The sequence below is a fragment of the Ferrimonas sp. SCSIO 43195 genome (assembly GCF_023716685.1).
GTDB lineage: Bacteria > Pseudomonadota > Gammaproteobacteria > Enterobacterales > Shewanellaceae > Ferrimonas > Ferrimonas kyonanensis.
Window position 1 is genome coordinate 2,149,443 of the sequence record NZ_CP072679.1, and the last position, 17,526, is coordinate 2,166,968.

Annotated in this window: 15 protein-coding genes; 3 read left to right on the plus strand and 12 right to left on the minus strand. The window is 57.8% G+C overall.

Annotation, left to right across the window (positions count from 1 at the left end; genetic code table 11):
* Positions 1-5: 5 nt before the first annotated feature.
* Together J8Z22_RS10200 and J8Z22_RS10205 are read right to left on the minus strand one after the other, a co-directional pair.
* On the minus strand, positions 6-1,865 hold the full coding sequence (locus J8Z22_RS10200) for a methyl-accepting chemotaxis protein (protein ID WP_252010470.1): 1,860 nt from the start codon (positions 1,863-1,865) through the stop codon (positions 6-8).
* Between the two features lie 294 nt (positions 1,866-2,159).
* Positions 2,160-2,993 (minus strand): AraC family transcriptional regulator, encoded by an 834-nt coding sequence (locus tag J8Z22_RS10205; RefSeq protein WP_252010279.1) that lies wholly within the window; start codon positions 2,991-2,993, stop codon positions 2,160-2,162.
* A gap of 146 nt (positions 2,994-3,139) precedes the next feature.
* On the opposite strand from J8Z22_RS10205, the gene J8Z22_RS10210 reads away from it, so the two are divergent.
* The gene (locus tag J8Z22_RS10210; protein ID WP_252010280.1) at positions 3,140-3,451 is read left to right on the plus strand and encodes a YciI family protein; all 312 of its coding nucleotides are present in this window, start codon (positions 3,140-3,142) and stop codon (positions 3,449-3,451) included.
* 127 nt (positions 3,452-3,578) lie between these two features.
* On the plus strand, positions 3,579-4,400 hold the full coding sequence (locus J8Z22_RS10215; protein ID WP_028112480.1) for an alpha/beta fold hydrolase: 822 nt from the start codon (positions 3,579-3,581) through the stop codon (positions 4,398-4,400).
* A gap of 34 nt (positions 4,401-4,434) precedes the next feature.
* Here J8Z22_RS10215 and J8Z22_RS10220 read toward each other — a convergent pair whose 3' ends face one another.
* The 5 genes from J8Z22_RS10220 to J8Z22_RS10240 form a co-directional block, all read right to left on the minus strand.
* Positions 4,435-5,160 (minus strand): amino acid ABC transporter ATP-binding protein, encoded by a 726-nt coding sequence (locus tag J8Z22_RS10220; protein WP_028112481.1) that lies wholly within the window; start codon positions 5,158-5,160, stop codon positions 4,435-4,437.
* Entirely contained in the window at positions 5,153-5,830 is a 678-nt protein-coding gene (locus J8Z22_RS10225) for an amino acid ABC transporter permease (RefSeq protein ID WP_252010281.1), read from the minus strand. The genes J8Z22_RS10220 and J8Z22_RS10225 overlap by 8 nt, the downstream gene beginning before the upstream one ends.
* A 4-nt stretch (positions 5,831-5,834) precedes the next feature.
* Positions 5,835-6,560 (minus strand): basic amino acid ABC transporter substrate-binding protein, encoded by a 726-nt coding sequence (locus J8Z22_RS10230; RefSeq protein WP_252010282.1) that lies wholly within the window; start codon positions 6,558-6,560, stop codon positions 5,835-5,837.
* Positions 6,561-6,931: 371 nt separating this feature from the next.
* Positions 6,932-7,909, minus strand: coding sequence for a DUF2955 domain-containing protein (locus J8Z22_RS10235; protein ID WP_252010283.1), 978 nt, complete (start codon positions 7,907-7,909; stop codon positions 6,932-6,934).
* An 11-nt stretch (positions 7,910-7,920) separates the two neighbouring features.
* On the minus strand, positions 7,921-8,982 hold the full coding sequence (locus J8Z22_RS10240) for an HlyD family secretion protein (protein WP_028112485.1): 1,062 nt from the start codon (positions 8,980-8,982) through the stop codon (positions 7,921-7,923).
* Positions 8,983-9,082: 100 nt separating this feature from the next.
* Between J8Z22_RS10240 and J8Z22_RS10245 the strand changes: the two genes are divergently transcribed.
* The gene (locus tag J8Z22_RS10245; RefSeq protein WP_252010284.1) at positions 9,083-9,958 is read left to right on the plus strand and encodes a LysR family transcriptional regulator; all 876 of its coding nucleotides are present in this window, start codon (positions 9,083-9,085) and stop codon (positions 9,956-9,958) included.
* On the opposite strand, the gene J8Z22_RS10250 is transcribed toward J8Z22_RS10245, so the two are convergent.
* The 5 genes from J8Z22_RS10250 to J8Z22_RS10270 are packed head-to-tail and all read right to left on the minus strand — an operon-like array spanning position 9,933 to position 17,480.
* Positions 9,933-11,204: a HAMP domain-containing sensor histidine kinase gene (locus J8Z22_RS10250; RefSeq protein WP_252010285.1), complete on the minus strand. Its 1,272-nt coding sequence runs from the start codon at positions 11,202-11,204 to the stop codon at positions 9,933-9,935. The genes J8Z22_RS10245 and J8Z22_RS10250 overlap by 26 nt on opposite strands.
* On the minus strand, positions 11,194-11,862 hold the full coding sequence (locus tag J8Z22_RS10255; RefSeq protein WP_028112487.1) for a response regulator transcription factor: 669 nt from the start codon (positions 11,860-11,862) through the stop codon (positions 11,194-11,196). Before J8Z22_RS10255 ends, J8Z22_RS10250 begins: the two co-directional genes overlap by 11 nt.
* Positions 11,843-14,995, minus strand: coding sequence for an efflux RND transporter permease subunit (locus J8Z22_RS10260; RefSeq protein WP_252010286.1), 3,153 nt, complete (start codon positions 14,993-14,995; stop codon positions 11,843-11,845). Before J8Z22_RS10260 ends, J8Z22_RS10255 begins: the two co-directional genes overlap by 20 nt.
* Positions 14,992-16,137, minus strand: a complete 1,146-nt coding sequence (locus J8Z22_RS10265) for an efflux RND transporter periplasmic adaptor subunit (RefSeq protein ID WP_252010287.1) — start codon at positions 16,135-16,137, stop codon at positions 14,992-14,994. Before J8Z22_RS10265 ends, J8Z22_RS10260 begins: the two co-directional genes overlap by 4 nt.
* The gene (locus J8Z22_RS10270) at positions 16,134-17,480 is read right to left on the minus strand and encodes a TolC family protein (protein ID WP_252010288.1); all 1,347 of its coding nucleotides are present in this window, start codon (positions 17,478-17,480) and stop codon (positions 16,134-16,136) included. The genes J8Z22_RS10265 and J8Z22_RS10270 overlap by 4 nt, the downstream gene beginning before the upstream one ends.
* Positions 17,481-17,526: the final 46 nt, after the last annotated feature.

Here is a 17,526-nt window from a genome sequence, read left to right on the forward strand (position 1 = left end):
GAGGGTCAAAGCTTGAACTGGCCAATCTGATGTTGCAGCTGCACCGACAGCTGGGCCAGATGCTCTCCGGAGGCGGCGGCCTGGGCAGCCCCTTCGGTGGTTTCGGCAACAATATCGTTGATGTTGTTGACGTTTTGATTGATCTCCGCAGACACCGCCGATTGTTCATTGGCGGCGCTGGCGATCTGCATGTTCATCTCGGTGATGTGGTTGACCGCCTGATTAATGCCATCGAGGGCCACATCGGCGTTGGCGGCCTGGTCTACGCAGGCTGCGGTGGTGGATTTGCTGCGCTGCATGACGTTGACCGCCTTGGCGGAGCCCGCCTGCAGCTGCTCAATCATCTGCTGAATCTCCTGGGTTGACGCTTGGGTGCGGCTGGCCAGGGTACGAACCTCGTCGGCCACGACCGCAAAGCCGCGTCCCTGCTCTCCGGCCCGGGCCGCTTCGATGGCGGCGTTGAGGGCCAGCAGGTTGGTCTGATCGGCGATGTTGCGAATCACCTCCAGCACGCTGTCGATGTGGCTGGTTTCGGTTTCCAGTTGACTGATCACCTGCGAGGCTTGCTCAATCTCCTGTGCCAGTTGATTGATGGATCCCGACACCGCGTCCACCACCTGCTTGCCCTCGGCAGTCGAATCGTTGGCCTTTTGGGCGGCATCGGCGGCCAGGGTGGCGTTCTGGGCCACTTCCTGAACCGTGGCACTCATCTGGTTCATGGCGGTGGCCGCCTGCTCGGTTTCCTGCTGTTGCCGCTCCATGCCCACCCGGGCGCCATCGGTGATCGACGCCATCTGTTCTGCCGAACTGGCTAATTGATCACTGGCGCCAGCCACTTGTGAGATGGTGTGGTGTACCTTTATCGCAAAGCGGTTAAAGGCGCGAGCCAGATCCGCCAACTCGTCGCTGCCGGAGTCGTCCAGACGCAGGGTCAGATCGCCGTCGCCTTCGGCGATGTTGTTCATGGTGTGGGTGGTTTCGACGATGGGGCGGGAGATCCCGCGGCCAATGCCCCAGGCGATGCCGGCACCCAGAATCAGTGCCATCAGTCCGGTTAACAGTACCCGGTTGCGAACGTCGGCCAGCGCCGCGGCGTTGTGGCTTCGGTCCATGGCAATTTCCAATACCCCGATGGGACGCCCGGAAAAATCGTTCACTGCGTGGCGGTACACGGCGTAAGGCCGGTCGTTGAGCAGCACTTGCTCGGTGCTGGGCTGACCGTTAATGGCCTGTTGCAGCACCTCGGCCGACGACAGCATCTGGCCATTGAGGGTCGAACCAAAGGCGCTGAACTGCGAATCTTGTTGGGTATACAGGGCGATCTCTACCTGGTAAGCCTGTTTAAACTCATCGAAGAAGGCCTGGCCGAAAGAGATACCAAATTCCACCGAGCCGGTGGGTTGCTGCTGGTACGCCACGGGGACCACGCCGCGAATGCCGATGCCGGCAACCCCTTTTTCCAGGCCACGAATCGGTTGCTGATCGCGGTTGGTCTGGACCACGGTTTGCCGGAAAGAGGACAGATCATCGCCGAACTTGGCCGGTTTGTGCACTCGCAGGAATGAAGTGGCAGGGGCGGTATGAAACTGGAACTGACGCACCGCAAAGTCGGATTTCATCTTGTTGAACACCGGCAGGGTACGGTTGAGCAGGCCGTCACGATCGCGGCTGGCAAACGCCGACTGAATCTCTGGCGTGCGCGCCACCACGGTCGCCAGGGCTTCGGCTAACTTGCCCGAGGCATCGATCTGGGCGCTGGCGGTTTCATACAGCTTGGTTAACTCCCGCTCTTCGGCGTTGTCGATCACCTTGGACAGTTGAGACAGTACCAGCGGAATCACCACCGCCATTACCACCACCAGCATGGCACAGATGCCGATCACGATGCGGTTACCAATGTTGGGTTTCTTCACCACGAGTTTCTCCGTTTTTGGGGCAGGGCGATGGCCGCTGTCGCGGTCGCTCTACCGGCTTTTGCGATGGGCCGCAAAAGCGCGCAAGTCATGGGATTAGGTTACTCAAGTGATTGAAAATGATGTGAGAACAAAGGCGCGTTTTGATGGTGCTGTTGGAGCAAGTGCCAATTCTATAAGGGGGGTCACAGAGCCGGGTAAAGGGCCGGGTTCAGCGCAAAATCGCGCCGGTAGCGGAGCAAAATTTCACTTTATCCGCCGAGCTTTGCCCATCTCCCTGGCGTAGCGACCGGGCGGCAGACCGATGGCTTTTTTGAAGTGACGGCTCAGGTGGCTTTGGTCGTAAAAGCCGCATTCCTGGGCCACCTGAAGCAGAGGCAATCCCTGGCGGATGAGCCGTTTGGCCAGCCGAACCCGCGCCTGAATCTGATAAGCGTGGGGGGCCAGTCCGAACTCGCGCTGAAACTGGCGCAGCAGATGAAACGGGCTTAACCCGACGTAGTCGGCCAATTGCTGCAGGGAGACATCGACGTCGCATTGCTGATCAAGGAATTGCTTAACCTTCAACAGTTGCGGTCGGGCCCGGGTCAGGGAAACCGGCCTCTGGCCACCATGACGGGTCATCAGTTGAATCAGTGACGAGAACATCAGCGATTCCCGCAGCAGCGGATTGTCGGAGTGGCTGAAGGTGTCGAACGTCAGGGTGAGTTGCCGGGCCAGGGCCAGGTCGTGCACCACCGGCTCGCTGAAGTAGGGGGCATCGGCGCTTCGCCCCAACTCCAGGTTGAGCTGTTCAAACTGCTCGGGCCGCGGGTACATGGCCCGGTAGGACCAACCCCCTTCGGTGGCGGCGCAGCCGTTGTGCACATCATCGGCATTCACCAAAATGATGCTGTGCTGGGGGGCGATGTGATCGCCGCCGCTGCGATAGAAACGCTGAGCTCCGGTATCGATAACGCCGACGGTGTAGCCCTCATGGCTATGACGAGAAAAGTTCTGTCGGTGGTAACGGGCGCGCAGCAGTTCTACCCCGCCAAGCTCGTTGGCGTACTGGTAATCGGCCTGTTCTGTCGTTGCCATGAGGCTCCTGATAAATGGGGAGGGAGCATCATACTAAAACACCGCCGCCAGGGTTTGGACAAAATTGCCCTTTTTTGAACGCGCCGGGGCCGCTAAGCTGATGACATCGGCGCAATGGCCGCACTATAAGGGAGTATCAATTCATCATGGAACAGTTTCTCTGCCAACTAACCCCGATTCGAACTGACATGTTGGCCCTGGGGCCCACACCTCAAGAAGCGGCTGCCATCGACGCGCACTTTCACTATCTGAGCGAGTTGTCCGAGCAGGGCAGTGTGCTGATGGCGGGTCGAACCCTGGTGGCCGATGAACGGGCGCAGGGACTGGTGATCCTAAAGGCCGCCAACGAGGCCCAGGCCCGGGCGTTGATGCTGGCGGATCCTGTGGTTAGCGAAGCGGTGATGCGCATGGAGTTGCTGCCGTTTCGAGTGGCGTTGTGGTCAGAGCAGTTGCCCTAGCTTGCTGTGGCGCCTTTACCGAGCCAAGGCTGTGTAAGTGATTCATTCAGATGCTGAAGTGGATTCTGTAAATGGGGTAAAGTAGTCGGCTTTGGTGTCACATTTAGTTTTCGACAGGATAGAAACGATGCACAGCATAGAGATTCAGGGCAGCAGATTGGCCTATTTGGACGTCGGTCAGGGGCCGGTGCTGCTGTTTGGCCACAGCTATTTGTGGGACAGCGCCATGTGGGCACCACAGATTGAAGCGCTCAGTCAGCACTACCGCTGCATCGTTCCAGACCTTTGGGATCATGGCCAGTCCGGCCCTCGTCCGCAAGGGTGTCGCAACCTGGCTGGCGTGGCGGACACCATGCTGGCACTGATGGATGCACTGCAGATTGAATCCTTTGCTGTGGTAGGGTTGTCGGTGGGAGGCATGTGGGGTACCGAGTTAGCCCTGAAGGCCCCGGCTCGGGTCCAGGCGCTGGTGCTGATGAACACTTTCGTCGGCCTGGAGCCGGAAGTGACCCACCAGAAGTACTTCGGTATGTTGCGGATGATAGAGCAAACCGGCGGCGTGCCGGCACCGATGGCAGAGCAGATCGTGCCGTTGTTTTTTGCCAATGACGTGCAGCAGAACAACCCGCAGTTGGCCGAGGGGTTTAACGCCGCGTTGCTTGGCCTGGCGCCGGAGCGGGTTGCGGGAATTGTCGCCCTGGGACGGATGATCTTCGGTCGCCGGGATCTGGTTGAGCAGTTGCCAAAGCTGACCCTGCCAGTACTGATCCTCACCGGCCAGCAGGATAAGGCCCGTTCGGTGCTGGAGAGCTATCTGATGCAAGATGAGATCAGCGCCAGCGTGCTGAAAGAGATCCCCGATGCCGGACATATCTCAACGCTGGAGAATCCCGGTTTTGTTAATGAGGCCCTGAGCGCGTTTCTGCAACAGGCGATTCGGCGCGGTTAACGAACCCCTGGCTCAGGTCAGGGGCGGTTGCCGATTAGCGCAGCACCTTACTTAAAAAGGCTTGAGTCCTGGGGTGTTGCGGGCTGTCAAACAGCGCTTTGGGTTCGCTGCTCTCCACGATTTCACCGCCGTCGATGAAGATCACCCGATCGGAGACCTCGCGGGCGAAGCCCATCTCATGGGTGACAATCACCATGGTCATTCCCTGTTCGGCCAGGGATTTCATTACGTCCAGTACGTCGCCCACCATCTCCGGATCCAGGGCTGACGTCGGCTCATCGAACAGCATCATGTCCGGTTTCATCGCCAGTGCCCGGGCGATGGCCACTCGCTGTTTCTGACCGCCGGAGAGGCTGGAAGGGTAGACGTCGGCTTTATCGGCCAGTCCCACCAGCGCCAGCAGTTTACCCGCTTCGTCATCGGCCTGTTGCGGATTCATCACTCCCAGTTTTACCGGCGCCAGGGTGATGTTCTGGCGCACGGTTTTGTGGGGAAACAGGTTGAAGTTCTGAAACACCATACCCACGTTTTGCCGCAGTTTGTCGACGCAGGCCCCCGGGGCGGTGATAGATTCGCCTTCGATGACAATGTCACCGCTGCTGGGTTGTTCCAGCAGGTTAATGCAGCGCAAAAAGGTGCTTTTACCGCTGCCACTGGGGCCAATCACGCTGACCACTTCGCCGGCCTTGATGTGCTCACTGATCCCGGTTAAGACCTCGTTCTCGCCATAGCTCTTACGTAGGTTTCTAATTTTAATCACTTTGTTTCAGCCTCTTTTCGAACCGGGACAACATAAAGGTGAAGGTGTAGGTCAGCATCAGGTAGATCAGGGCACAGGTAAACAGCGGCACCACATCTTCAAAGGTTCGGCTGCGAATGATCTCGCCGGCCCGCATCAGATCCACGCCGCCGATGAAGCCAATGACCGCGGTTTCCTTCAGCAAAACGATGAATTCATTGCCCAGCGCCGGCAGAATGTTTTTCAGTGCCTGCGGCAGAATCACGGCTTTCATGGTCTGGCTATGGGACAACCCCAGCGAGCGAGCCGCCTCCATCTGGCCTTTGTCCACCGCCTGAATGCCGGCGCGAATGATCTCGGAGATGTAGGCGCCGCTGTTGAGGCCAAAGGCGATGATGGCGGCGCTGATCTTATCCACGTCCAGTGACGACAACACGATGAAGTACAGGATCACCAGCTGAATCACCACCGGGGTACCCCGAATGATGCCCACGTACAGGTTGGCGGGCCAGGTCAGGTACCATTTTCCTGACATCTTCATCAGGGTGGTCCCCACCCCGAGCACGGCGCCGAGGATGATGGCGAACAAGGTCACCATCAGCGTGACCTTCAGGCCGTTGAGGATCAACAGGCCGCCGATCAGCCCATCGCTGCCGATGGGGGTAAACAGAGAATCTATGACTGCTTGCATCGACTTACTTCATGTATTTGGTGATCAGAGCGTCGTAATTGCCGTTGCTTTTCATGGCGTCGAGGCTGGCGTTGACCTGCTTAAGCAGCTCCGGGTTGTCCTTGGACACGGCCAGGCCATAGTACTCAGGATCAAAGTCCAGCTTTTGCAGTTTCAGGTTGGGGTTTTTCAGCAGGTGGTTGGCTGCCGGTTCGCTGTCAAACAGCACCAGGTCCACCTTGCCGTTTTTCAGTTCCATCAAGGCTTCAAAGCCAGTGTTAAAGGCGGTGACCTGCTCGGTAAAGGTCTTGGCCATGATGTCGCCGGTGGATCCCAGTTGCACCGCAAAATGCTTGCCCTTGAGGTCTTCGATGGTGTGGATCTGATCGTCCTGCTTCTGGGTGATCACCACCTGAGTGGCTTCGTAGTAGGGGTCGGAGAAGGCGACACTGGCCTGACGCTCCGGGGTGATGGTCATGCCGGCGGCGATCATATCGATCTTACCGGCATTCAGTGCCACGATCAGCGAGTCGAACTTCATGTTTTCCACTTTGAGGGTTTTGCCGCTGTCTTCGGCAATCTGCTTGACGATGTCGATATCAAAACCCTTGATTTCATCACCACTGGCACCGCCAATGTATTCAAACGGTGGAAAGGCGGCGTTGGTACCAACCACCAGTACGTCGTCTTTTTTATTGCAGCCGGTGAGGGCGATCAGGGTCAGGCTCAGGGCGGCCAGGGTCTTTTTCATGGGGCACTCTCTGTATCGAAAAACGTCATTGGCAGCGACTATAAACAGAGAGAAATTCTCAGTCAATAGTTATGCGAATAAAATGAATAAATAATTATTTAGTGGCATCAGGATAACGTTCGATCTTAACTCGTTGTTTACATTCTCTGAAGTTTTAGTGACCTTGGTCACGCGATTTTGCTGGTTGTATGGCCAGTGTTGGCCAGGATGAGTAACGCGATTATGCGCGGGGATACCATGGCGAGTAGAGTTTGTGCTGATGAATTTTTATTCATTGTGAGTCGTGGTGTTGAGATGCCGAAACAAATGCGCGCTGCGGCCGGTTTTCGATAGCCAGATCACACTGCCCCAGCGTCCGGAACCGGTCATCTTTAGGTCGGGGCGGAAAGGGGGCGCCAGCGGTGCAGCAGGGCGAAGGCGAGGGCGGTCACAATCACCAATGCCAGGGTTGAATTGAACCGATACAGGGTGGCAAAAAACAGATCTTGCTGGCCAGGCGTGACGCCAGACATCAGTACCACCAGCGATGAGATACCGGCAAACCCTATGGCACTGGACTCACCACCCTGACAGACCCAGTAGGCGAACGGTCCCAGAAACAGGCTGAAGCCCAACAGGTAAAGGGCAAGGTTGTCGATGTAGGAAAACAGCAGCAGCTGCAGAGACAACGCGGCGCTGCAGCCGATGACGGTGCCGACGATGCGCGCTCGAGTGGCGATGGCACTGCCGGTGAGGTTCATCGGGGTCAGCAGTATCACGGCAGCGGCTTGAGCGGACAGGCTGTCGCTCAGATCCAGCAGTTGAAAGGCTACAAACAGCAGCATTACCATCCACCAGCTGAGTGTGAGGTTGTGCAGCAGGGTGGCGCTTGCCGGCGGCTCGCTGGCGGTTGCCTGGGGGGCGGCCTGGCCGGGGAACAGCAGAAACATCAGCGCGGTGACGGCGATTGCCGCCAATGCCGAGGCCACCAGGTCCAGGCTAAAGTCCAGCAGGTCGAAGCCGTCGAAACTGCCGACATTAAGCAGAATTGAGCCGATCACCAGGTTGACGAAGCCCAACATGAAGCTGCCCGGATGGGTCATGCTGAAGCAGTTGATTGCCATCCACAGGGCGACAGCGGTCAGCATGAGCAGTGGAAACGGTTGCAGAAACCCCAGAATCAGATTGGCGATCAGGCAGGCGGTGACGATGGACTGAATGAGTTGCCGGGCTACCAGGCCGTGCCACTGGTTCAGTCGTGACAGCAACACTATCGAAAACAGCGGCGTGAACATGGCGCCATAGCGCCAGCTGGTCAGCGTGCACAGGGCAAACGCCAGGCAGGCCCCCAGCCACAACCGTTTGAGCATCAATGCGGCCATCAGTAGATGAAGTGCAGCAGGCTGATCAGGGTGATCTGCAATTGGGCCACCGCACTCCAGAGGCTGTCCTCTTGCGGGTAGAGGGCAATGGATGCTCGGGAGCCGATAAACAGCTGCGCCGGCAGCGCGCGATTCGGGGTTAGGTTAAGACGAACCCGCTGTGAGTCTCTGACCCAGCGGTTGCTGACTTGAATGCTGGCCAGGGTGCCGTTGGCGACCTGCTGTGCCTGGGCCACCCCCACGTCGCGACTGCCGACGGAGACGGAAAACACCTCGCCGGGGAGGGCATCGTAGGCCACTAATGCCCGAGCATCGTCGGGCATTGCGGCCAAGGCCTTTTCTCGGAAATCGGCACTGATCCACAGCGAGTTGGCGGGCACAAACGACAGCAAGGGTTGATGGGCGTTGGCGTAGCTGCCGGAGACCAGTTGCAGGTTGGAGACGGTGCCGGCCTCCGGGGCCCGAATCTGAGTGTAGCTGAGGTTCAGGCGTGCTTGCTTAAGCGCATTTTCAGCCAGAGCCACCGCCGCAGTGCTGCCATTGACCAGCTGGACTTTCAAGGTGTTGAGTTGTTGCCGGGCCATGTCCCGGTCGGCTTCGGTAGCCAGCACCTCGGTGCGGCTTTTATCCAGCACCGACTGTGATACCAGTTGCTGTTCCCCCATCTTGCGGGTGCGGTTGTACTCCTTTGAAGCATGGGCGAAATTGGCCTGACTGCGGGCCAGTTGTGCCTGAGCCGCCTGAATCTGAGCCTTGAGGACCTGTTGCTGTTCTCGAGCCTGCTGCAGCGTCAGTTCAGCCTGGTTCAGTGCCAGCTTGAAACGACGGTCGTCCAGAGAGAACAGCAATTGTCCCGCTTCGACGCGATCGTTGTTGGCAACGTGTACGGCCGCGACCGTGGCCGACACCTCGGTCGCCAACTGCACCACCTGACCTTGAATTCGACCTTCGGTGGTAACCGGCGCAAAGCGATCGGCGACGATCACATACAGGGCAACAACAATAAAAATGGCAATCAGGCTGATGGTCCAGCGCTTAAAAACGGCATCCAGGGCGGGCATAACGGATCCAGTCGAACAAAGGGAGGGCAAGTATAGAGATTGTTATTGGTCGCAAATAGAGAGCATAATGGTGCTCATGCGACCTATTAGTGGGACAATAATGAGTGCGTTGGATGATTTAAATCTGTTTGTGATGACCGTTCGCCACCAGGGGATCAGCGCCGCCGCCAAAGCGGCGGGAATGCCCCGTTCACGGGTCAGTCGGCGACTGCAGGAGCTGGAGAAGGCAATGGGGTGTCAGTTGTTGATCCGCACCACCCGCCATATCGAGCTGACCGAAAACGGCCGCATGTTGTTTGAACAGACCCAGGCGTCGCTGAATACCCTCAATACGGCCATGGGCCGATTGCAGCAACGTCGCATGCAGATGGAGGGACCACTGAGACTGGCGGTGCCGGCGGCAGTAGCGTCGTCGCCAACTTTTATTTCGATGATGCAACAGTACATCGAGGGGTTTCCCCAGGTGAACCTGGAGGTGTTCTATCACCAACAAAGCGTCGATTTGCAGCGACAAAACATCGACATTCAGCTGTTGCCGTCAGATTCTGAGGTGATCAATCTCGATTACGTTCGCCAGACCTTATTGCCGTTCCCCTGTTGTTGGGCGGCCTCGCCGGCGTATCTGCGACAACATGGCCGCCCTCAGGACGAGGGCGAGCTCAAGCAGCACTCGTTGATCGCCAGTCGCCACATTGCCGCCGGATTGCAGCAGGATCTGAGCTTTCGTCTGCGTTCGGACGATCTGCATATCGTGCAACAACTGACAGTCCAGGGCATGGGCATCGGTCTGCTGCCGGAGGTGTTTGTGCGGCGCACCCAGTCTGAGTTTCAACTGGAGCGCCTGTTTGGGGAGCGTTCGGCCATGGAGATGGGATTGAGCCTGATTTACTCGTCCCGCGCCTTTCTGCCGGAGAAAACCCGTAAGATGATTGATCTGATCCGGGATACCTTTATCCAGCTGAATCAGCAGTCGTGATTGGGCCGGTAAATCGAATCTGAGTCCGGTGCAACTGGTTGGCTTCGGTACGGTCACACTGCCAGCCATACTGCTCGACCAGCCGATCAACCAGCTTGAGTCCCAGCCCAAACCCCAGCTCTTTGTCATACACCTCCGAGTCGGGGTTGGTGATGGTCACATCAAGACCGTGCTGCACAATCCATATTTGACCCGAAGCGGTGTGTTGAAAGGCGTTGCGAATCAGGTTGGTGATAATGATGCGACAGACGGTTTCCGGCAGCTTCCAGGTGCCGGATTGGGTGGTCAGTTGTACGTCGACCTGTTTTCCTTTCAGCAGGTACGCCAATTCGTCGGCTAATTGTTGAATCAGTCGGTCCAGAGCAAGATCGGCGCAGGGAAGGGCCTCGGTGGACTCTCTTTCCAGCCACAGCAGCGTGTGGGTGAGATCGCTCATGGTGATGCTGGCGCGTTCGATACGCTCCAGTACGGCACTCTGTTTTGGTGTGGCGTCGGGACTGATTTTTCGTAGCAGTGACGACGACGTTCTCAATACCGATATCGGTGTCCGCAGTTCATGGCTGGCGTTCTGCAGAAACTCCCGCTTTCGCTCTACGTTTTGATGAATGGTGGTCAGGCTGGTACGGATGAGCCCAGCCAGACGATTTAGCTCCATGAACTGAAAGTCCGGCGGTTCGTGTTGAATGGACTGCTGATCGAGACTGGCGGCCCATTGCCCTAAGCGTTCTACCGGTTGCGCCACTCGCTTGAGGCTGAGTTTCATCAATGTCATGAACAGCACCAGAATGATGATGGCTGACACGATGGTGATGAGCAGCGGGTCGATGCGTTTCATCTCATAGTTGGGTTTGTCGTACTCGTGAAACTCTCTGGAAACGTATCGGGTTGAACCATCGGCCAAGATCACCATGGTCGCGAAATAGCCATCACCGGGATCTTCCAATAGGGGTAAACCGTCCACATTGATCAGCAATTCCAGAGGCTCGATGGGTTGGTCTAAGTGGCGCTGAATGGGCTCAGGCATGTCTTGCCAGCGACTGGCAACATGAAAGTTCATCAGACTGCTTGGACGGCCATCGGCCACCTCGGTGGAGTGCGCGGCTTCGATCATCGATCCGACCATGATGGTATCCATACCGTCGAAGAAGGCTTTGCCACTGAGCCAGGTCAGGCTTAATCCCATCAGCGTCGCCAACACAATAACGGTGGCCACCACTCGGCGGTGAATACTCTCTCTAATCTTCATGAGTTACCTTCAGGCAGAAGCCAAAACCGGCGATGGTCTCCAGCAGATGCTCGTTTTGTCCCAGTGCCTTTCGTAGCTTATGCATGTGCACTTTCAGGCTGTTGCTGTCGGGTGGGTTGTCTCCCCAGACTTTGTCAGAGAGTTCGATGCGGCTGACCGGATTGGGGGCGGCGCGCATCAACACTTCCAACAGCTTGAGGCCGGTGGGGGACAGCCGGATGGGGGCGTGGTTGAGGGTGGTTTCCCGGGTATCGAGGTTAAGGCACAGTGGACCGCGGGTCAGGCGACGAGCCTGACCACTTCGGCGCTTGGCCAGGGCATACACCCTGACCAGCAACTCTTCGATGGCGAAGGGTTTGACCAGATAATCATCGGTGCCGGCTTCAAACCCGGCCAGCTTGTCCTGCAGGCTGTCTCGGGCCGTCAGCATCAATACCGGCGTGTCATTGCCCTCTTGCCGCAGGCGTTGACACACGCTCAAGCCATCCAGTTTCGGTAGGTTCAGATCCAGTATCAAAGCATCGAACCGGTGTTGGCTGCACAGCGCCAGTGCCTGAATGCCGTTGGTAGCATGATCGCAGCCAATGCCCTCCAACTCCAAATACTCGACGATGGAGGTGGCCAAATCCAGGTTGTCCTCAATCAACAGCAATTGCATGGGTTTGCTCTCTGCCTAGCAGGCGTTGTTGGCCCAACATCAGGACCCGTTTGCACTCTTCCTGTATTGCCAGCAGCGCGGGAATTAAAATCAGAGTGATCATGGTAGCGAACAGAATACCATAGCCCAATGAGGCGGCGGCCGGGATCAAAAACTGGGCTTGCATGGAGGTTTCTCCCAACAGCGGGGCCAACCCGGCAAAGGTGGTCACCGAGGTCAGCATCACTGCCCGCAGGCGTCCGGTGCAGGCTTGCTCAATGGCAGCATGAATCTCGACGCCATCGCGGCGTAATTCGTTATAGCGAGACACCAACAGCAAGCTGTCATTTACCACTACGCCGGACAACGCCAGGATGCCGTTCAGGGACAGAATGCTGATGGTCAGATCGTTCACCAGGTGCCCGAGAATGGCCCCGGTGATGCCAAAGGGGATGGCGGTCATGATCAGCAGCGGCTGCACGTAGGATTTCAGCGGAATGGCCAACAGGGCGTAGATGGCCAATAACGCCAGCAAGAACATCTGACTCATGGAGTCGGTGCTCTCCGCTTGTTGCTCCGCTTCACCGGCAAAGTGCACTTTCAATTGCGGAAACTGGGTTTGCAACTTGGGCACCAGGGTTTGGTTGACCTGAGCCACCAACGCTTCTGGGCTGATGATGCTCTTATCGACCACCGCGGTCAGGTACGCGGCACTGAGGCCGTCGATGCGGGTTTTTTCTGTTAGCTGTTGCTCGCTGGTAATGGTGGCCACGGTGCTTAACGGCACTCGAGAACCGGATGGGGTTCGCACAAACGCATTGTGCAGATCACTGAGGCTTTGGCGCTGTTCCCTAGGGTAGCGGATGCGCACTTTAACCTCATCCCTGGACAGCTGGAATCGCTGCACGATTTCGCCGCCGAAGGTTTGAAGCAGTTGCCGGGACAGTTCTGACGAGGTCAGTCCCATCGCCAACCCCTGAGCATTGACGCGAAAGCGCAGCTGAGACTGACTTTCGTTGAGGTTGTCGTCGATGCCACTGACCCCCTTGATGGTGGAGAGGAGTTGTCGAACTTCGGCGCCCGCCTGTCTCAGGCTGGCATGATCCGGGGAACGAAGCTCCATCTTGAAACTGTCTACCATCTCAAAGCTTGAAAGGAACTTCAGCTTTCTGGTGCCTTCCGGCAGGCCGCTTAATGCCTGCCAGGTTTGGCGGAATTGAGGCGACGAGTAGGGGGCATCGTTACGCAGTTCAACCGTGATGCTGCCACTGTCATCGGCTTCTGCCACCAGTTGCAGGTGTGCGATGCCGGTAGTGGCCGACGCTTGCTGGCTCAACTGCCGGTCGGCCTCCTGGGCGGCGTGTTGCAGATTCAACAGGTTGTTCGCCAGCACGCCATAACCGGCATCGGGCTCCATGCTGATGTTGGCAGAGACCGTTTCTCCGGGAATTTCCGGGAAAAACGCCACCTTGACGCGGCCATTGAGTGGCAAACCGATGACCAGAATGAACAGGGCGATGAACCCCAGCACGATGGCGTATTTGAGTTTCATGGTCTGGCGAATCAGCGGCGTATAGAGGTGGCGGATGAACCACTGCAGGCCGGAATCTGCGCCATTTTGAATATGAGACCAGATGCCGAGAATGCCACGAGGGCGGTGTTTTTGAGTGTTTAGGTGGGCGAGGTGACAGGGCAGAATCAGCTTGGATTCGACCATCGACAACAACAGGCAGATGGTGACCACGGTGGCAAACTGGGCGTAGATTTGGCCCAGATCGCCAGACACGTTGGCGATGGCGACAAAGGCCGCCACCGTGGTCAGCACACCGAACAGGGTGGGCACAGCGACGTTAAGGGTGCCGCTGATGGTGTTGCTGACGGTGTCGCCGTGTTGTCGGCGCTCGGTGTAGATGCTTTCGCCGACCACCACCGCATCATCAACGACGATACCCAATGCCATGATAAAGCCAAAGGTGGTCATCTCATTGATGGTCATGCCCATCCAGGCATCGGACATGAAATACACGGTGCCGAAAAACACGAATGGCAATCCGGCCGCGACCCAGACGGCCACCCGAAGATTGAGGAACAGCGCCAGAATGACGAACACCAGGAAGATGCCGGTCAGGGCATTGTCGACCAGCAAATTTAACCGGTCTTTGATGATGGAGCTTTGATCGTACCAGGTTGCTACGGAGACATTGGCCGGTAGCCGGCCGGAGTTGCGCCAGGTTTCGATAACCTGTTTGGCCTGGGCGACCACGTTATAGATGTCGCTTCGATCATCCATGACCAATTGAATGCCCAACGCGTTGACGCCATTGAAGCGGGACAGCACCAACGGATCCTCTTCATAGGTCTCTTCGATGGTGGCCACCTGGCCCAAGGTCACTAAGGTGCCCTGGCGGGATGTCAGCAGAGGCAGGGCGGCGAACTCTGCCTTGTGATAGGCCTGATCGACCCCTTTCAGACGGATCAATTTGTTTGGATTTCTGAGACTGCTGCCAAAGGCGGTTCCCGACTCGGCATTGACGACGTCGGCGACGTCGCTGAATGACAGGCCGTAGGCCTTGAGCTTGGTTTCATCGATGTTGATCGCCAGCATCGGCTCTGCTTTGCCACTGAGTTTCAGGTTGGTAATGGCGGGCTGAGCCAACAGCTCTTTTCTGAGCTGCTCTGTCAGGGGCTGCAACACCGAGCGATTGGTTTCACCATACAAATTTATCCACAGCGCGTGTTCCTCCATGCGCTGCTTGTCGATCACCGGTTTCTCCGCGTCGACCGGAAAATTGTAGATGGCGTCGACTTTGATTTTGATGTCGGCGAGCAGAGCATCGAGGTCATAGTCAGAACGCTTTTCTACCACGACGGTGCTACCTGTGGCCGTCGAGGTCGAGGTGATGCGCTTGATCCCCTCTAGCGTTTCCAATGCGTCCTCGACCTTGATGGCGATGCCTTCTTCGGCTTGTTCGGCTTCGCCACTGTCGTAGTTGACACTGATGGTGACGCGATCCGGGTTGCGCGGCGGGAACGCCTCTTTACGAATCTGGGTCAGTGACAGCAGCCCCAGAGCAATGATGCCAATGAGCAACAGGTTGGCGGCGACCGGGTTGCAGGCGAACCAGGCGATGATTCCTTTGGACGGTTGATTCACAGTGACGTCTCCTCAACCGGATTGACTCTCATACCACTCAGGTAGCGATTGACGGGGCGGGACACGACCTTGACCGAATCTGGACCTGAGGTGGCTTTCAGATAGCTAAGATCCTCTTGATGAAACAAAACCTGTGCATCAAGGGGCCGCAGTGTATTGTCTTTCTGAACCAGCCATATCTGGCCCTGAGTGGTCAGTGCGGTGCTGGGGACCTGCCATACATTGCGCAGTTGGCGACCGGGGATGGCGGCTTGGACAAAGGTACCGGTTAACAGGGGAACCGTTTGGTCCAGAGGATGGTCCACGGCGACGATGAGGGAGCGTTGGCGATCGTCGCTGTTGTAGTGTTGCTCGCGACGTATGACTCGGCCTTGCCACTGGCTTTGGCCGTCGACGCTGGTGAGGGTGACAGACCAGTTCTTCGGTGCCTGAACAGGTAGGTTGTGCCATTGAGACTCTGACAGTGGCAAGCGGATTTCCACCCGATCGGTACTGTACAGGGTGGCGACCACATCACCGGCCTGAATGCGGCTGCCCGGTTCGACGTTTCGGTCGACGACGATGGCGTCGAACGGCGCCCTGATGCGCGTTCGTTCGAGATCGCGGCGAGCGACGACCACGGAAGACTGAGCCTGGCTGACGCTGGCCTGGGCCGCTTTCAATTGCGGTTGCCGCAGTACCAATGGCGAATCCGGCTGGCCTTTTAATCCAGAGTTCTGCCACTCCTGCTTGGCCTGCTCGACCTGGCGCTGTTCCTCCAGCAGCGCCAGTTCGGCGTCTGCCAGCTGTTTTTCTGCCGCGGCCAGGGCTTGTCGATAGTCGCTGTCGTCCAGTTGTGCCAACAGCTGGCCGGCCCGGACCCGGTTGCCACTGGCAAGCGCGTCTTCCAAGAGCATTAACTGGCCACTGACCTGGGCCGACAGGCTAAGTTGATGATGTGCCCGGACTTCGCCAAAACCGATGACCTTGCTTTGGGCTGCTTGTGGCTGAATCAGTGTGATGCCCACATCAGGCACCAGCACCGGAGATTCGGAGGGTTCCACCAACAGGGCATCGGAAGGCGTGCTGTTGAACGCCAGGGCGCCAGCGATGGAGGCGGCGCCAATCAAGGTGGCGATCAGGGTAACGGGTTTTGTTTTCATGATTGGACTCCGAGTCCCAGGGCCAGCCCGAGGTCTACTCGGTTGACCAAACGGTTATAGGTTTCAGTGATCCACTGACTTTCGCGATCAAACTGTTGTTGTTGAATGCTGAGCAAATCCTGCATGGTTACCAACCCCTGGCGGTAGCGCTGTTGGTAGCTGGCACTGCTGCGTTTGGCACTGGTAACGGCATCGGCAAGATGCTGCTGGCTGAGGGTAAGCTGCCGCTCTTTGCTGAGGGCGGCATCCACTTCCAGTACGGCATCGAGCAGGGTGGAGCGGTAAGACCAGTACTGTTGTTCAGCGGTCAGCTCGGCAATGTCGGCGGCGGCTTTTAATTGGCCACCGCGATAGAGGGGGGCGGTCAACTGCCCGAGCAGAGACCATACCGGGCTGGCGAACAGAGAATCGGACAGGTTGGCGCCCTGATCAGCCAGGGTGGCACTGATGCTCAACGACGGCAGCATGGACTTGTACGCCACCGAAGCCCGCTTGCTGGCGGCTTGGGTGCCGAGGTAGGCACTGATCAGATCGGGACGGCGCCCCAGGTCCTGTTCTGGAAACTTGGCCAGAGGGAGCATCACATCGGGAAACGCCTCCGGGGTGGGCAGGTCTGCATCCCGGTCACCGAGCAGTTGACGCAGGTTACGTTGGGCCTGGGCCAGCTGTTCACCGACGGTGGTCAGCGTGGCCCGGTTGGCTGCGGTGTTGCTGCGGGCGTTGTCCAGCTCATAGAGACTGCCCAGCCCTCGAGCGTAACGACTTAAGATCAGCGCCTCGTTTTGCTCAAGCACCGTCAGGCGTCGTCGTTCGACATTCATTAACTGCTGCTGCAGTGCCAGTTGCAGGTAGCCTCGTATTACGTTTGCGGCCAGCAGATCCCGAGCGCCCTGGAGGTCGGCAGCACCGGCGGCGCTGTCGAGACGGGCGGCGGCATCGGCGTCTGTCAACTTGCCCCAGATATCCAGTTCCCAGCCCACGGTGATGCCGGCTTGATAACTGGTATCGGCAGACTCCTGGTCCTGGCCTTGCAGATTCAAGTCCACCGTCGGCAACCTGGCGCCGAGGCTCTGGCGGCGGCTGGCGTAGAGAATCGACAGCGTCAACCGGGTCTGAGCCAGGTCCGGGTTGTTACTGAGGCTGGTTTGAATCAGTGGGGTCAGTTGCGGCAGCGGAACCAGTTCATAGAGGCTGGTGCTGGCCTGGCCTTGTGGGAGCGAATTCCAGTGTGACTGGCTGGCGATGGCCGCATCCATCGACGGGCGATGATCCTTTGGCGACAGGGCCTGACAGCCACTTAAGCCGGCGACAATCAGCGTCAGCCACAGGGTGGAGAACTTCATGGTTTGAAACCCAATTGATGATTAGGGTTTCGACTGTACGGCCGCC

Coding starts and splice junctions, on each gene's coding strand:
- J8Z22_RS10225 (WP_252010281.1), bottom strand. CDS start 5,830: ATGCAAGCAGTCATAGATTCTCTGTTTACCCCCATCGGCAGCGATGGG.
- J8Z22_RS10240 (WP_028112485.1), bottom strand. CDS start 8,982: ATGCCCGCCCTGGATGCCGTTTTTAAGCGCTGGACCATCAGCCTGATT.
- J8Z22_RS10230 (WP_252010282.1), bottom strand. CDS start 6,560: ATGAAAAAGACCCTGGCCGCCCTGAGCCTGACCCTGATCGCCCTCACC.
- J8Z22_RS10210 (WP_252010280.1), top strand. CDS start 3,140: ATGGAACAGTTTCTCTGCCAACTAACCCCGATTCGAACTGACATGTTG.
- J8Z22_RS10205 (WP_252010279.1), bottom strand. CDS start 2,993: ATGGCAACGACAGAACAGGCCGATTACCAGTACGCCAACGAGCTTGGC.
- J8Z22_RS10265 (WP_252010287.1), bottom strand. CDS start 16,137: ATGAAAACAAAACCCGTTACCCTGATCGCCACCTTGATTGGCGCCGCC.
- J8Z22_RS10200 (WP_252010470.1), bottom strand. CDS start 1,865: ATGCTGGTGGTGGTAATGGCGGTGGTGATTCCGCTGGTACTGTCTCAA.
- J8Z22_RS10270 (WP_252010288.1), bottom strand. CDS start 17,480: ATGAAGTTCTCCACCCTGTGGCTGACGCTGATTGTCGCCGGCTTAAGT.
- J8Z22_RS10235 (WP_252010283.1), bottom strand. CDS start 7,909: ATGCTCAAACGGTTGTGGCTGGGGGCCTGCCTGGCGTTTGCCCTGTGC.
- J8Z22_RS10215 (WP_028112480.1), top strand. CDS start 3,579: ATGCACAGCATAGAGATTCAGGGCAGCAGATTGGCCTATTTGGACGTC.
- J8Z22_RS10255 (WP_028112487.1), bottom strand. CDS start 11,862: ATGCAATTGCTGTTGATTGAGGACAACCTGGATTTGGCCACCTCCATC.
- J8Z22_RS10245 (WP_252010284.1), top strand. CDS start 9,083: ATGAGTGCGTTGGATGATTTAAATCTGTTTGTGATGACCGTTCGCCAC.
- J8Z22_RS10250 (WP_252010285.1), bottom strand. CDS start 11,204: ATGAAGATTAGAGAGAGTATTCACCGCCGAGTGGTGGCCACCGTTATT.